The organism is Terribacillus sp. AE2B 122, from assembly GCF_902497585.1.
Taxonomy (GTDB): domain Bacteria; phylum Bacillota; class Bacilli; order Bacillales; family Amphibacillaceae; genus Terribacillus; species Terribacillus saccharophilus_A.
The window spans coordinates 532,839-548,595 of the sequence record NZ_LR700943.1; the positions used below are offsets into that span (position 1 = coordinate 532,839).

Sequence of the window (15,757 nt, forward strand, 5' to 3'; positions counted from 1 at the left end):
ATCTGTCCTCCAGATCGCGTGTCTTCTGAGGGGCGGTCTCCTTTTCCCCGCAAGACTCCACCAGGATAATCGCAGCCTCCTCCCTTGGGGCTGCGCTTTCCAACTGATGGTGGCATTCATGCGGCTGGAGTAGCGATTACAATATTGCGAATGTCTGACATGGCAATCCTTCCATGTTAAGTGGCGTCCTGGGACTGGGCGCCGCTGTTTTTTTGTTTTTGGAAGTAGCTGGTTTCCCTTTCTTGTAAACCGCCAAACCTAGTGTTATTATTATTTTTGGACTATACTTTTTTGATTTAAAAGAGGAGCGTTATTATGCGTGGACTACTTAAACGGGTGTTTGGAGACGGTACGCAAAAGCAAGTCAGCCGTGCCCAGAAAACAGCCGAACAAATAGAAACATTAGCAGATGAATATCGAGCATATACAGATGAACAATTAAAAGAGAAGACTAATGAATTTAAAAAGCGCTATCAGGATGGAGAGTCTTTGGATGACTTGCTGCCAGAAGCATTTGCAACTGTAAGGGAAGCGGCTGAGCGTGTACTTGGCATGCGACCTTTCCATGTCCAGTTGCTAGGTGGTATTGCTATTCATGGCGGTAACATCGCTGAGATGAAAACAGGGGAAGGTAAAACACTTGCAAGTACGCTCCCAGCTTACTTGAACGCTTTATCTGGCGAAGGTGTGCATGTTGTCACAGTCAATGACTATCTTGCCGGTCGTGATGCAGAGAATAACCGTCCGTTATTCGAATTTCTTGGTCTGACTGTCGGACAGAACGGTGCTGGTATGACACGTGAACAGAAGCAGGAAGCTTATGCAGCAGATATCACGTACAGCACGAATAACGAGCTTGGCTTTGACTATTTGCGTGATAACATGGTGCTGTATAAGAATCAAATGGTTCAGCGTCCGCTTAATTTTGCTATCATTGATGAGGTCGATTCCATTTTGATCGATGAAGCGCGGACACCGCTTATCATTTCCGGTTCAGCTGCAAAATCAGCAAGTCTGTACACACAAGCTAACTCCTTTGTGCGTGTGTTAAAGATGGAAGAAGATTATACGAACGATGTCAAAACGAAATCTGTTCTTCTGACGGAAGAAGGCATCAACAAGGCGGAGAAATTCTTCGGCCTGGAAAACTTATTCGATCTGAAGAATGTATCTATCACGCATCATATCAATCAGGCATTGAAAGCCCATGTAACGATGCAGCGTGATACGGATTATGTTGTGGAAGACGAAGAAGTCATCATCGTTGATAGCTTCACAGGACGTTTGATGAAGGGACGTCGTTACAGCGACGGTCTTCACCAAGCAATTGAGGCGAAGGAAGGTCTTCAGATCCAGAATGAAAGCATGACGCTGGCATCGATCACTTTCCAGAACTACTTCCGTATGTACAAAAAGCTTGCCGGTATGACTGGTACAGCAAAAACAGAGGAAGAAGAGTTCCGCAATATTTATAATATGGACGTGCTTCAGATTCCTACGAACAGAGATATCACACGTCAGGATAAATCTGATTACATCTTCAAATCCATGGAAGGCAAGTTCCGTTCGGTTGTGGAAGAAATCAAGGCCCGCCACGAAACAGGTCAGCCTGTGCTTGTCGGTACAGTAGCTGTTGAGACTTCTGAGCTGATCAGCAAGCTGTTAAAACGTGCGGGTGTACCGCATAATGTATTGAATGCGAAGAACCACCATCGTGAAGCGGAGATCATCGAGGATGCCGGTCAAAAAGGTGCAGTAACAATCGCAACGAACATGGCTGGTCGTGGTACGGACATCAAGTTAGGTGAAGGTGTATTGGAGCTTGGCGGTCTTGCTGTTATCGGGACAGAGCGTCATGAATCCCGCCGTATTGATAACCAGCTTCGCGGTCGTGCGGGACGTCAAGGTGACCCTGGTGTGACACAGTTCTACTTGTCTATGGAAGATGAACTCATGCGCCGTTTCGGTTCCGACAACATGCGCAATATGATGGATCGTCTGGGTATGGATGACAGCACGCCGATCGAGAGTAAGATGGTATCACGTGCTGTGGAATCGGCTCAGAAGCGAGTGGAAGGTAATAACTTCGACTCCCGTAAAACAGTTCTTTCTTATGATGATGTTCTTCGCGAACAGCGGGAAATCATTTACAAACAGCGCTTTGAGGTAATCGATAGTGAGGATCTCAAAGCTATAGTAGATGAAATGGTCCGGGATACAGTCCATATGGTTGTCCAAGCGCATACTGCCGACGATTCAGATGAGACTTGGGAGTTGGATGCATTAGTGGAATATGCACATGCTAACTTGCTTCCGCAGGACAAGCTGACAGTCGATGAGCTGAAGAACAAAGACGAAGAAGAGATCGAAGAATTGCTGCTTAAGAAAATCGGAGAGCATTTGAAACAGAAAGAAGAAGAAATGGCTCCGGATCAAATGCGCGAGTTCGAAAAAGTCATCTTGCTTCGTACGGTTGATACGAAATGGATGGATCATATCGATCAGATGGATCAGCTTCGCCAAGGTATCCACTTGCGCGCGTATGGTCAGAACGATCCGCTTCGTGAATACCAGCTGGAAGGCTACAATATGTTCGAAGCGATGATCACTTCCATTAAGGAAGAAGTCACTCGTTACGTTCTGAAAGCAGAAATCCGCGATAACCTGCAGCGTGAAGAAGTTGCGAAAGGTGTCCAAGCTGTCAGTGGCGATGATACACAAGCTGATAAGAAAAAGAAAAAAGCTCCAGTCGTCAAAGGCGATACGATAGGACGGAATGACCCATGCCCATGCGGCAGCGGTAAGAAATACAAGAACTGTCATGGTCAGTGATTTTGACAAACCCGTGCAAGTTGTTGCGCGGGTTCTGTCACGGTCATAGAGTATAATAGTGTTTGTTACAGACTTATATGAGGTGAGAGAAAATGGAATTAGCAGAAATCAGAAATGAACTTGATCGAATGGAAAAACAACTAACTGACTTTAGGGGGTCTCTTTGACTTAGATCAAAAGAAAGCCCGTATTGCTGAGTTAGAGGATCGGATGCTTGAGCCTACATTCTGGGATGATCAGCAAGGAGCTCAGAAAGTCATCAATGAATCCAATGGCTTGAAGGAATCAGTGGATGGCTATGAAAAGCTATTATCCCAGCATGAAGATTTGGATGTTAGTTTCGAATTGGTGAAAGAAGAAGACGACGCGGATCTTCGCGCTGAGTTGGAGGAAGAGATCGTCTCCATGCGTGAAGCACTTGATGAATTTGAACTGCTCATGCTTCTAAGTGAGCCATACGATAAAAACAATGCAATTCTAGAGTTGCACCCAGGTGCCGGCGGAACGGAATCTCAAGACTGGGCGAGTATGCTGCTTCGTATGTACACGCGTTGGGCTGAGAAGCATAATTGCAAAGTGGAGACACTAGATTACCTTCCTGGTGAGGAAGCTGGTGTGAAAAGTGTAACGCTGTTGATCAAAGGTTTGAATGCATATGGTTATTTGAAGGCTGAAAAAGGGGTGCACCGTCTTGTGCGTATTTCCCCATTTGACAGTTCAGGACGCCGTCATACATCGTTCGTCTCTTGTGATGTAATGCCAGAATTCGATGATGATATCGATGTAGACATTCGGACAGAGGATTTGAAAATCGATACGTACCGTTCCAGCGGTGCCGGCGGACAGCACGTCAATACGACGGATTCTGCCGTAAGGATTACGCATCTTCCTACTAATACTGTCGTGACATGTCAATCGGAGCGTTCTCAGATTAAAAACCGCGAGCACGCGATGAAGATGCTGAAAGCGAAGTTGTACCAGCTTGAGATTGAGAAACAGCAGCAAGAGCTGAACGAAATTCGCGGCGAACAAAAAGAAATTGGCTGGGGAAGCCAAATTCGTTCCTATGTATTCCATCCATATTCCATGGTAAAAGATCATCGGACGAATGAAGAATCCGGAAATACACAAGCTGTAATGGACGGACAGCTGGATCCATTCATCAATGCGTACTTGCGTTCCACAATTTAAGGGATTTCGTAATGTTCCTGTAACATAACAAGCTGAACCGTTATTCCATCTAAAAGAAAAGGATGCGATTCTCTTGAAAAAGCTAGCTTTAACTGGCTCGAGCCTTGTCGTTATACTTTTTCTAGCCGCTTGCGGTAATAGCGATAATACGGCTGAAACACCGCAAGAAGCGTTTGAAAACAACTGTGCCATGTGCCACGGTCAGGACTTGAGCGGCGGCAATGGCGGTCCACCGCTTGATAATCTTGGTTCTACGTATACAAAGGAAGAACTAGTGGATATCATGGAAAACGGCAAAGGCGGCATGCCTGCCGGGCAAGCTGAAGGTGAAGAGGCGGAAAAAATCGCCGAATGGCTCCAAGAACAGCAGTAATAATAAAATGACAAATACCCATACACAAGCTGTATGGGTATTTTGTTGTATTTTTTCTACATAGTAACGAGTGGTTACGACAAGATACTGCGCAAAATATTTCAAAAACCAAGCCTATTGTCATATATTGAAACACAAATGTAATATTAATATGTCTAAAAAAACAGGAATTAGATGTTATAATGGTTTCAGGTTTGAGAGCTTTTTCGATTGCTTTCGCCAATGTTCGACATACTTAGTTGATAAATTAGCAGATTAGAATAAAAACAAAGGTGAGTTAAACATGATAGATATGAAGGGTGTGCATAAGACGTATTCCAATGGCGTCACAGCGCTTAATGGTGTCGACGTGCATATCGACAGTGGGGAATTCGTGTATTTAGTAGGACCGAGCGGAGCCGGAAAATCGACCTTCGTGAAGATGATCTTCCGTGGTGAGAAACCGAGCACCGGTATCGTGAAAGTAGATAACAAAGATTTGAGCACGTATAAAGAACGCCAAATTCCAAAAGTTAGAAGGAAAATCGGTGTTGTGTACCAGGATTTCAAATTGCTTCCGAAACTGACAATCTATGAAAATGTTGCTTTTGCTCTGGAAGTAATAGAAGAGACTCCTAAAGTAATCCGAGATCGTGTAATGGAAGTGCTCGATCTTGTCGGAATAAAAGATAAAGCTAGATCGTTTCCTGATGAGCTTTCCGGCGGGGAACAGCAGCGTGTGGCAATTGCCCGGGCAATTGCGAATAACCCTAAGGTCGTCATAGCTGACGAGCCGACAGGTAACTTGGATCCAGAAACATCCTGGGGCATCATGAAGGTGCTGGAGGATGTCAATAACAAAGGAACGACAATCATCATGGCTACGCACAGTAAAGAAATCGTAAATACGATTAAGAAACGTGTCATCGCCATCGAAAACGGCCGCATTGTCCGTGACGAAGCTGGAGGTGACTACGGGTATGAAATTTAATACCGCGAAACGTCATCTGCGTGAAGGATCAAAGAACATCTTCCGTAACGGCTGGATGACCATCGCCTCGATTGGGGCGGTAACGGTAACATTGATTTTGGTCGGTGTTTTCCTAGCAGTAGTATTCAACTTAAATCAATTCGCTTCCAATATCGAATCAGATGTTGAAATGAGCGTTTACTTGGACCCTACACTTGCTGAGGATCAAGTACAATCGATCCAAGATCAGCTCGAATCGATCGATAAGGTTGGTTCTGTAACATATTCCTCAAAAGAAGAACAGTTAAACCAGCTCATGGAAGATATGGGACAAACAGAATGGGATTTGTTTGAACAAGACAACCCATTGAGTGACACGTATATTGTTAAGACGTCCGATCCGCATGATATTGCTTCTGTTTCAGATGAGATTTCGAAACTGGATGGAGTAGACAAAGTGGATTACGGACAAGGAACGGTAGAGAATCTCTTTGCTGTAAACAAGTACGCTCGGATTATCGGTGCGGTCTTGATCGTTGGTCTAGTGTTCACGGCCATCTTCCTAATTTCAAATACAATTAAGATAACAATCATTGCCAGAAGCAGAGAAATCGGCATCATGAAACTGGTTGGTGCAACAAACTCCTTCATCCGCTGGCCATTCTTTATTGAAGGTCTGCTACTCGGAGTATTGGGCGCAATCGTTCCAGTCGCACTAGTGCTTGGCGGGTACTACTACCTGTCGAACAACTTGACGGATAACATCAGTATCGGTTTCGTCGAGATTCTCCCTTATGCACCATTCGCTTTCCAGCTTGCAGCTATACTGCTGGCAATCGGCGCGATTATCGGTGTTTGGGGAAGTGTCATGAGTGTCCGTAAATTTCTTAAAGTCTAAATAACCTACCATATACGCTTTAAAGGAAGAAAGGGAATGAGAGAAGAATGAAGAAGATGATCAAGCCTGTTCTTGTAGCTGTTCTAGCTGCGGGAGCAATCCTACATACTCCGATTCACACGTTCGCGAAATCCTCATCTGATATACAGAGCGAGATAGATGATCTGCAAAAGAAGCAAGAGGAAAACAACAATAAGCAAAGCGAACTCGAGGGTCAAATTAATAATGCAGAGTCCGAACAGTCTGATAACCTGGCTGAACAGGATAATCTTTTGGCGAAGCTGGATGATTTGAACAACCAGATCGACAAGAATGAAAATGCATTGAATGATAAAGAAGATGAAATCACCGAAACAAACGAGAAGATCCAAAAGATCTCTGGTGAAATCGTAGAAACAGAAGATGATATCGACAAGCGTGAAGATAAATTGTCTGACCGTCTAGTCAGCATTCAGCAAAACGGCGGAGATGTTCAGTACTTGCAAGTATTGATGGGCTCCAAAAACTTTGGTGATATGGTAAACCGTCTGAACGCGGTAACTACAATCATGGATTCTGATAAGGAACTGCTGAACGGCTACATCCAAGCAAAACAAAAGCTTGAAGATCAAAAGCAGCAGCGCGAAGATGAAAAGCAGAACCTGCAGGATCAAAAAGATAAACTGGTAGATATCAAATCTGACTTGAAATCTCAAGCAAGCGAGCAAGAAGACTTGAAACAGCAGCTTGAAGATGAATATGAAAGATTGGGTGAGCAAATTCTTTCTGCTGAAGAACAGAAAGATTTAGCAGCTAACCAAGCGGAAGCACTTCGTTTAGCACAGGAAGATGCAGAATCTGAACAAGCTGATTTGGCAGCACAAGAAAAAGCAGCAGCAGAAGCGAAAGCAGCAGCTGCCGCAGCGAAAGCTGCAGCGCAGGAAGATTCATCCTCAAGCAAAAAAGAATCTTCTTCATCCAGCTCTAAATCCAGCAACAGTTCTAGCAGTTCATCGAGCTCCAGCAGCTCATCCAGTGCTAAATCAGCACAAGCTGGTATCTTCTCATGGCCGGCAGCGGGTCGCTTAAGCTCTGGCTTTGGTGTCCGTCAAGATCCATTCGGAAGCGGATCAACTGGCAACCACTATGGGCAAGATATAGCTAATGCTACAGGAACGCCAATACATGCAGCGGCTAGCGGCGTTGTTTCTTACAGCGGTACGATGAATGGTTACGGCAATGTTATCATCATTACGCATTCTATAAATGGCCGTACGTATGAAACACTTTATGGTCACATGAGCAGCCGTGGTGTTTCTCAAGGAGAGAAAGTCTCCAGAGGTCAGGAAATTGCGAAAATGGGTAACACTGGTGGATCAACTGGTTCCCACCTTCATTTCGAAATTCATGAAGGCAAATGGAACGGTGCGAAAAGTAACGCAGTAGACCCGATGAAATATTTCTAATAACAGAATGAAAAAAGGCATTCTCCAATAATGGAGGTGCCTTTTTTACATCAATTGTTTCTTTTAGTGATAAGATAGAGGAAGTTTAGCATAATAGTAGAATTAACGGATTGGACAAGTGGAGAAAGGATGAGAGGCGAACGTGCAGATTAGAAAAGCGACGTTGATAATAGCAATCATTGTGGCATTGGTAGTTGGGGCAGGGGGAAGTTATGCCTTTACATCATATGTAGATAAGAAGGGGACTGGTATCCAATCTGCTTCAGAAGATACGAGTGGTCTAACTGAGGTGGAGAACGCTTACCAGCTTATTAAGGATAATGCATTGGCCAAACCAGATGCACAGCAGCTTCAGGACGGCGCAATTCAGGGAATGCTGGAAACACTGGATGATCCGTACAGCTCCTTCCTAGATGAAGAGTCTTCAACGCAGCTGAATCAGCAGCTGGAATCTTCATTTGAGGGTATCGGTGCAGAGGTGAGTATGGTGGAAAAACAGGTTACAATTGTTGCACCAATTAAGGATTCACCTGCAGAGGATGCCGGTTTACGGCCGAACGACCAAGTGCTTGAAGTGGATGGGGATTCCTTACAGGGGTTGGATCTGCAAGAAGCAGTAAATAAAATCCGCGGTGAAAAAGGGACAACTGTTACATTATCCGTCAAGAGACCAGGTGTTTCCGAAGAATTGAAGATCGATGTAACCCGGGATGAAATTCCAGTTGAAACTGTCTATGCGGATACAAAAGAAGTGGACGGCAAAAAAGCTGGTGTCCTAGAAATTACATCATTCTCCGAGAGCACAGCTGATGAATTCAAGACGGCGCTAGATAAGCTTGAGCAAGAAGGTATCGAGGGTTTGACCATTGATGTCCGTGGTAATCCAGGTGGAATTCTGACAACTGTAGAAGATATTCTGAAGAACTTTGTGACAAGTGATAAACCATATTTGCAGATTGAAGATAAGAACGGTGAGAAACAGGAGTTTCATACCGAATTGAAAGAGAAGAAGGATTATCCAATCAATGTCCTGATTGATGAAGGCAGTGCTTCCGCTTCCGAAATTCTTGCAGGTGCAATGAATCAGGCAGGCGATTACGAGCTGATTGGGAAAACGACGTTCGGAAAAGGTACTGTACAGCAAACCGTACCATTGGAGAATGAGTCCATGCTCAAACTGACTCTATACAAATGGCTGACACCGAATGGAGATTGGATCCATGAAAAAGGTATCAAGCCAACTGTTGAAGTTAATCAGCCAGAGTACTTCTATAGTTCTCCAATCCAATTGGATGAAAATGAGAAGCTGGCATTCAATGATAACAATGACAAGATCAAGAATTTGCAAATCATGCTGGACGGTCTCGGATATGACCCGAGCCGTAAAGACGGTTATTTCAACGAGAAAACGGAAACAGCAGTCAAGCAGTTCCAGCAGGATAATGATTTGCAAGGCACAGGTGAAGTTGATCAAGAAACAGCAGATTTGCTTCAAACGAAAATCATCGAGCAGGTACGTGACGGCAAGCATGATAACCAAATGGACAAAGCGCTGCAGGAGCTCTTTGCTAATTAAAACGAAGCCTCCCTTCATACGGGAGGCTTTTTCTATTGGCATAGGAAAACAGGGAGTATCATGTTAGAATAGACAATATACATAAGAGTTGGTTTATAGGGAGAGACACATAATGGTGAATGATTGGTTGACCGAACTGCTTTATGGGATCGGAAACTTCTTTTTAAATCCGCTGCTTTATTGGGCAGTGCTGCTGACTCTGTTCGTTTCCAACCGCAGAATCAGAAAAGAGCGGAACAACTTTGGTACGAAGGTATTTGGTTTCGGCAAAGAGTGGACAGGCACATGGGTTCTGTCGCTCATTTTCGGACTTTTGCTTACTGCTGTGAGTGTAGGAGCGGGAATCGTCATTGCGCCCGCTGTTGTATTCTTAGTCAGCGCTGTTACGATTTTGCTGACGCTGCTGCTCCGTTTCACATGGCTGTCATCAGCTTATATATTTGGATTCAGTTTTCTGCTAGCTTTGGGCGCAGCGCCATACGCTGCTGATTATTTGCCGAATGGATGGGCAGATAACTTGTCAGGTCTTAATTGGATCAGCTTTGCGATTATTATGAGCATCGTTATGCTGGCAGAAGCTGTGCTGCTGCTTACAACCAAACAAGAGGATACGCTACCAGAGCTGGTGAAAGGTCCGCGCGGTCGTTGGATCGGTCAACACCGTTTCCGTAAGCTGCTGTTCATTCCATTCTTCTTGTTAGTGCCAGCGGGCGCAATTGAGCCATTCGCTCCATGGTGGCCTTTCTTCCATCTGAACGGATCAAGCTATGGACTGCTGCTAGTTCCGCTGCTGACTGGTGTAGATGGTTTTGCAAAAGGCCGTCCTGCATTCATTGAGGCTCGTAAACAAGGGAAGATGGTCTTACTACTAGCGCTGCTTACTCTTGCAGTAAGCTTGGCAAGTATGTACTCCTATTACTTCGCGATTGCAGCTTTCATTATCGCACTTATTGGCAGAGAGGCCATCACGCTCTCCTTCCGGAACAAAGATCGCAAACGTGCGATGTATTACACGGAGAGCAGCAGTGGGATGTTTGTTCTTGCTGTCATTCCTGAAAGTCCAGCTGACAGGCTTGGTCTGCTGCCGGGTGAACAAATTGAAAAAGTGAATGGCGTCCGTGTAGCGACGGAACGAGCATTCTATGAAGCAGTACAATCTAACAGTCAATATTGCAAAATGGAAATCCGGGATGAACAAGGTGAAATACGGATTAAACAGCGCGCCATGTATGAAGGCGAGCCGCATGAGCTTGGTATCATTTTTGTTCAGGAACAGCATAAGAAAGCTGTGCCTATTAGCAGTTAATCCCGTTAATTAAAAATAAAAGCCCACTTAGCTGATTCCAGTTAAGTGGGCTTTTATTTTTTTAAGCTCGGTAAAGGAATAACACTTACGCAATGAATTTTGTGAACCACGCTATGTATTCTGCTCCCCATATAAAGAATACTTGAGCAAGCAATGTTCCCAACAGCCTGGACGTTACCATCATTAGTGACATGCTTTTTAATTTATTATAACTTCCTCTTCCATTCACGACATCGTCTGCTATGACAGATAGCTTTGGATCAATAAAGACAACCAATAGTATGGTCGCTACTCCATTTATCAATCCTGATGCCATGATTGCCGTAGTCCCTCGTTCTGGAGCTAATAAGGATGCGTATAAAGCAGCAAACACACCGATAGTGTAGATTGCGGTTATTATCATATTTACGAAAAAGAGTCTTATTGGAATATCCTTTACTTTCGTTTCCCGCAAATAGGAAAACTTCGGAAGACTAAAATGCGTTACGCCACGTTTTATGTACTGTAATGAAAAAATCCTCTTCATTAAAGATGGAACAGAGCCTTTTTCCTCCGATAAATGAATGATTGCTCTAGAGAATAGTGCAATGAAGGTAGGAAGTAAAATGATACCGAACGCTGTTCCGATCGTTGATGCACCTATAAGGATACGAAATTGCGTTTCTGCAATTTCTAATGCAGTTTCTTTGGGTACCGAATCTACCGTATCAATCAGACTGCCTGTGAATGGCTGCTGCATCATATTCGCCATTCTTGAGAATATGACCATTATGTTAAAGAGTGATAAAGCTGATGCGATCATTTTAACTCTTGCACCAGATAATCTTACAGCATAAGCGAGTGTCTCTATAGAATGAATGATAAAAATAAACAAAGCGATAAACAGTAATTTTTCGGTTATAAGTTCCATTGCGTTACCTTCTTTTTATAAATTGTCCAGTATTCTATTAAGCTATCCTGGTCTTAAGTGAGAAGTACTAGTATTGATAGTACCATAAAAAGTAAAATATTCCTTATTTTTTTAAGCAACGACGAAGAGTAGAAATCTGGATCACTCTGTTTTCGTTGATGCTGACTGGATCACAAGTTAAGTGAAACTATTTTTCACACCATGCGTATACAGTCTAACCAATAATATGAGGTGATTGTATGTCTATTTTTAATAAATTGATTGCTAGCGTTGGAATTGGTTCTGCTAAGGTGGATACAAAGATCAGGAATAATTATTTCGTGCAGGGAGAGATTCTGGATGGTGTCGTTGAGATTAAGGGCGGCGTTACCGATCAAGAGATTGACTCCATCAAACTGAAACTTATGACGGTGTACGGACATGAAGATAGTGACCGTCTGTCTCAGGCAGTTGTGTATACGCATAAAGTGAATGAGCCATTTATTATCTCAAAAGGGGAGAGAAAAGAGATTCCGTTCGCTTTTCGAATTCCTTTGGATACACCAATTACGATGCAGGATCCTAAGACCTTCAAAAATGTGCCGCCGGTCTGGATCGATACGGATGTAGACGTGAAGAACGCAGTTGATTTAAGTGACGTAGACCATATATCGATTGAGCCGACAGATGTACATGAAAATATCATCGATGCGATAAAGGTAATCGGATTCAGATTCAGACAAATGGAAAACCAGAAGCCGCCATACGGAATCAAAATAGCTAGACCGTATATCCAGCAGTACGAATTTATTCCTACACATGGAAGATACTTAAAGAAACTCGATGAACTGGAGGTTTATATCCTGCAGGACGAGCATGAGGCGACAATTTACTTTGAGATAGATAAGCGAAGTAAAGGTATGTTTTCTTCATTGGTGGAAAATTTGAACTTAGACGAACATAGAGGAAGCGTTACTTTCAAGAAAGAAGAGATTTTGAATAATAGAAGTCTCGTGAGTGATAAGTTTGATGAAATAATCCAATCTGTATTATAAAAAAAGGATCAAGCCAGCTGGCTTGATCCTTTCTTATTCATCCTGCATGGATAGCAGGCTGCGTATTTCTTCTTCTGAAAGTGTGTTAAGCATCGTTTCACCAGGCTGGATGATTTGATCAACAAGCGCTCGTTTACGCTGCTGTAATTCAAAGATGCGTTCCTCGATTGTTCCGCGCGAAAGCAGGCGGATAACTTGAACGACATTTTTTTGTCCGATGCGATGTGCACGTCCGGCTGCTTGCTCTTCTACGGCTGGATTCCACCATAAATCGAAGAGGATGACTGTATCTGCGCCTGTCAGATTCAGTCCTGTTCCTCCAGCCTTCAAGCTGATCAGGAAGCCGTCTTTTTCTCCTTCATTGAATGCTTCTGCCATCCGCATTCTTTCTTTGGCAGGTGTACTGCCATCTAGATAAAATACGTCCGTATCATCCAGTGCCTGCTGGATGATTCCGAGCATACTCGCGAACTGGGAGAAGATCAAGAATCGTTTGTTACTTTGTTTCAGCTCTCGGATAACCTCGAGCAGCTGCTCCAATTTACCTGATTGGCCACTGTAATTCTCGATGAATAGTGATGGGTGACAGCAGATTTGGCGCAATCGTGTCAGCCCAGCCAGTATTTCCAGTTTGCCGCGATCGAAGCCTTTTTCAGCAATCGTCTGATCAATCTTCCTGCGGATTCGATCTAAATAAGCCACATAGACTTCTTTTTGCTCCTGCGTAAGATCTGAATAATTCGTTGTCTCGATCTTTTCTGGAAGTTCGTGCAGCACTTCTGTTTTTACTCGTCTTAAAATGAATGGACGTGTCATTCGTGCAATTTTTTCCGGTTCCATATCGGTGAATGACTTTCGGCTCCGGAATAGACCAGGTGATATAGTATGGAAAATCGACCATAGTTCTTCCAGCCTATTTTCAATTGGGGTTCCACTCAGTGCAAATCGTTTACCTGCTTGAATCAGTCCGACTGCTTTGGCGGTCTGAGTTGCATGGTTTTTGATTGCCTGCGCTTCATCCAATATCAGACTATCGAATACTTGCCCGCTGTACACATGATGATCAATCCGCAATAAAGGATAGGACGTAATGATAATATCATGCTCTTCCAGCTGAGAAAGCTGATCCTGACGTTCCGCTGCCGAGCCGGAAATAACAAGTGTACGCATGTTTGGAGCGAATTTTTCGAATTCCTTCTGCCAGTTGTAAAGCAGGGAAGAAGGCACGACAATCAACGCTGGGCGTGATGCTGGATTGGCTTCTCGTTCGGACGTGAGATAAGAAATCGTCTGCAATGTTTTCCCGAGACCCATATCATCGGCTAGAATACCGCCTAGTCCGTAATAAGCGAGTGTCTTCATCCACTTGAAGCCGGTCAGCTGATAATCGCGCAACGTTGCCCGCAGTCCGGATGGCAAGTCAAAATCAATCTGTTCTGGGTGGCGAAGCCGCTCAATCAGTGTGCGGAATGCAGCTTCCATTTCAGCTCCGCGCAGAGACTCCTCTACCTGCATGCTTTGGGCAATAGGTACGAAAATTTGCTGATTATTCAGCTGGTTCTTTTTAATTTGCATCTGTTCCAGAAAGTCTTGGAAGTCCTCCATGGATTCCTGCTCCAAATCGAGCAAAGCACCATCAGGGATACGGTAATATCTTTTCTTCTCTACCATCGCCTGCAGCACATTACTAATATGCGCCTCTGATAAACCAGAAACGTCAAAGCTGATCTCGAGCATTCCCTTTTCCTGCTGCAGTCTGACGGAAGAGGATACCTCATGCTGATCATCTGCCTGCATGGCTTGCACTCGATTGGAAATATATACTTCAGCAGTTTCCTGTAAAGCTGGCAGATGCTCATGAAGGAACAGATACATATACTCTACATTAAGCAAATGGAAGCGGCCTTTTGAAAAGCGGAATCCAGCAGCATGCAATTGCTGAAGAACTCTATCTTCTTTGGCTGGTTGGCGCTTGATAACTGGCATGTCTGTCTGTTGCTGTCCTGGCTGGATGACATGATCCCCATAATGGAAAGATACGCTGGCATGCAGTACATCGTCCGTTTCATCCAGGAAGACTTTTGCGACAAGAGGAGCCATTTCAATTTTGCTGCGAACTGTTTCAGCGACATGTACATGGCCGATTTGTTCCAGCTTGCCAACAACCTGAGACACAAAACGGTCGACGTTCTTATCTGATACGGTCTGCGGTGTATCATGCCGATAGGGAAGAATGGTGAACAGTTCTTTTACCAATTCCCGCTGATCGGGAGGTACAGGATACAGCGTGTCATCCTTCACTAAGTAATGATAGTTTTTGATATATTCGTAAGCCGCGATATCCTGCACTCCTAGCTGCAGCATTTCGTCTTCATCGGTAGACAAATAAAAGTCCAGCCGTGCTGGCTGACTGCTTACTTCGAATGTGTCCATCGGGTCAGTATGCAGTAAGTGGAGCGAGGCTCCTGCATCTGCAAGCTGCGGCAGCAAATTCTTGGCTAAGGAAGGCGTTAGCTTGATCGCACGTTTCTCCGACTGGAGGGAAGAAGCTGTGAAATCATGGATCATACTGTTTTCACAAGCTTCCAGCAACCGCTCCAGGATAGCTTTGTCCTCGGGTGTAACAATATGTACACGAGGATCGAATGCGAAATTCGGTGTCAGCTGATAGCGGGTTTGATGCAGTACACTTCGAAGAAAGTCCTCAGCCAGGCGCACGATGTAGGTGCGGGCAGTACCAGCCTTCAGTTCGACCTCAAATACTGTATTGCCGTTCGTTTGCATAAAGCGCTGTTCGACCTTGTACTCCAGCCTTAATGTTTCCGGAGGCTTGGATGTCAGGCGTTCGGAAGGAGATACGAAAGCTTGCACAAGACGATCAGTAAAATCGGTTTGACGAGCTGCTGTCGGTGCAGCTGTTTCTTCCGTAACTGTGTACCCGTTACTGTCGAAACGGTTCCGGCTGACTGCGATCAGGACGGCAGCGATATGCTTGCACGTATAATGGGTGTGATAGGCAGGGCAGCTGCAGACACCATCGAGATCGTCATCTTCAAAGAAGAAAATCCGTACAGGATAGTTTTCTGTGCCACGAACAACAGCCTTCCATTGATTGATGGATGGCGTGAAGCTTAGCCCTTGTACGCGCCCTTTATTGACATAGTCCAATCCTCTTCGGTAGAATCGATCACCTGTCACTTTGATGATATCTTGTTTGTCGAGAAAATAAGATTGCATGAAAGC

The 15,757-nt window shown here is 44.4% G+C and carries 11 protein-coding genes; 9 read left to right on the forward strand and 2 right to left on the reverse strand.

The features are described 5' to 3' along the window. The first annotated feature begins 315 nt into the window (after window positions 1-315). The 8 genes from secA (at window position 316) to AE2B122_RS07885 (ending at window position 10,570) form a co-directional block, all read left to right on the forward strand. Window positions 316-2,832, forward strand: a complete 2,517-nt coding sequence (gene secA / locus AE2B122_RS07850; protein ID WP_095268477.1) for a preprotein translocase subunit SecA — start codon at window positions 316-318, stop codon at window positions 2,830-2,832. 92 nt (window positions 2,833-2,924) lie between these two features. Next, window positions 2,925-4,023 (forward strand): peptide chain release factor 2 gene (gene prfB, locus AE2B122_RS07855; RefSeq protein ID WP_099046372.1). Its coding sequence is split into 2 segments (ribosomal slippage): window positions 2,925-2,987 and window positions 2,989-4,023, totalling 1,098 coding nucleotides; the frame shifts between segments, so codons are not numbered across the junction. Between the two features lie 73 nt (window positions 4,024-4,096). Further along, window positions 4,097-4,396 carry a cytochrome c gene (locus AE2B122_RS19155; protein ID WP_254593453.1) on the forward strand — a complete coding sequence of 100 codons (300 nt, stop codon included), beginning with the start codon at window positions 4,097-4,099 and terminating at the stop codon, window positions 4,394-4,396. A gap of 283 nt (window positions 4,397-4,679) precedes the next feature. Beyond that, window positions 4,680-5,366, forward strand: coding sequence for a cell division ATP-binding protein FtsE (gene ftsE, locus AE2B122_RS07865; protein WP_095218515.1), 687 nt, complete (start codon window positions 4,680-4,682; stop codon window positions 5,364-5,366). After that, window positions 5,356-6,243: a permease-like cell division protein FtsX gene (gene ftsX, locus AE2B122_RS07870; protein WP_095218514.1), complete on the forward strand. Its 888-nt coding sequence runs from the start codon at window positions 5,356-5,358 to the stop codon at window positions 6,241-6,243. The genes ftsE and ftsX overlap by 11 nt, the downstream gene beginning before the upstream one ends. 47 nt (window positions 6,244-6,290) lie before the next feature. After that, window positions 6,291-7,688, forward strand: a complete 1,398-nt coding sequence (locus AE2B122_RS07875; protein ID WP_175073661.1) for a murein hydrolase activator EnvC — start codon at window positions 6,291-6,293, stop codon at window positions 7,686-7,688. A gap of 142 nt (window positions 7,689-7,830) precedes the next feature. Then, window positions 7,831-9,264, forward strand: coding sequence for a S41 family peptidase (locus tag AE2B122_RS07880; RefSeq protein WP_254593454.1), 1,434 nt, complete (start codon window positions 7,831-7,833; stop codon window positions 9,262-9,264). Window positions 9,265-9,376: 112 nt separating this feature from the next. Next, window positions 9,377-10,570, forward strand: coding sequence for a PDZ domain-containing protein (locus AE2B122_RS07885; RefSeq protein ID WP_175073663.1), 1,194 nt, complete (start codon window positions 9,377-9,379; stop codon window positions 10,568-10,570). An 85-nt stretch (window positions 10,571-10,655) separates the two neighbouring features. On the opposite strand, the gene AE2B122_RS07890 is transcribed toward AE2B122_RS07885, so the two are convergent. Beyond that, entirely contained in the window at window positions 10,656-11,480 is an 825-nt protein-coding gene (locus AE2B122_RS07890) for a lipid II flippase Amj family protein (protein ID WP_175073665.1), read from the reverse strand. 239 nt (window positions 11,481-11,719) lie between these two features. Between AE2B122_RS07890 and AE2B122_RS07895 the strand changes: the two genes are divergently transcribed. Further along, complete coding sequence (locus tag AE2B122_RS07895; RefSeq protein WP_175073667.1) at window positions 11,720-12,514, forward strand: sporulation protein; 795 nt, start codon at window positions 11,720-11,722, stop codon at window positions 12,512-12,514. A 33-nt stretch (window positions 12,515-12,547) separates the two neighbouring features. Here AE2B122_RS07895 and AE2B122_RS07900 read toward each other — a convergent pair whose 3' ends face one another. Further along, window positions 12,548-15,751, reverse strand: coding sequence for a DEAD/DEAH box helicase (locus AE2B122_RS07900; RefSeq protein WP_175073668.1), 3,204 nt, complete (start codon window positions 15,749-15,751; stop codon window positions 12,548-12,550). Window positions 15,752-15,757: the final 6 nt, after the last annotated feature.

Bases quoted from the DNA above. Each gene is read 5' to 3' on its own strand.
- secA (WP_095268477.1), top strand. From the start codon at position 316: ATGCGTGGACTACTTAAACGGGTGTTTGGAGACGGTACGCAAAAGCAA.
- ftsE (WP_095218515.1), top strand. From the start codon at position 4,680: ATGATAGATATGAAGGGTGTGCATAAGACGTATTCCAATGGCGTCACA.
- ftsX (WP_095218514.1), top strand. From the start codon at position 5,356: ATGAAATTTAATACCGCGAAACGTCATCTGCGTGAAGGATCAAAGAAC.
- AE2B122_RS07875 (WP_175073661.1), top strand. From the start codon at position 6,291: ATGAAGAAGATGATCAAGCCTGTTCTTGTAGCTGTTCTAGCTGCGGGA.
- AE2B122_RS07885 (WP_175073663.1), top strand. From the start codon at position 9,377: ATGGTGAATGATTGGTTGACCGAACTGCTTTATGGGATCGGAAACTTC.
- AE2B122_RS07890 (WP_175073665.1), bottom strand. From the start codon at position 11,480: ATGGAACTTATAACCGAAAAATTACTGTTTATCGCTTTGTTTATTTTT.
- AE2B122_RS07895 (WP_175073667.1), top strand. From the start codon at position 11,720: ATGTCTATTTTTAATAAATTGATTGCTAGCGTTGGAATTGGTTCTGCT.
- AE2B122_RS07900 (WP_175073668.1), bottom strand. From the start codon at position 15,751: ATGCAATCTTATTTTCTCGACAAACAAGATATCATCAAAGTGACAGGT.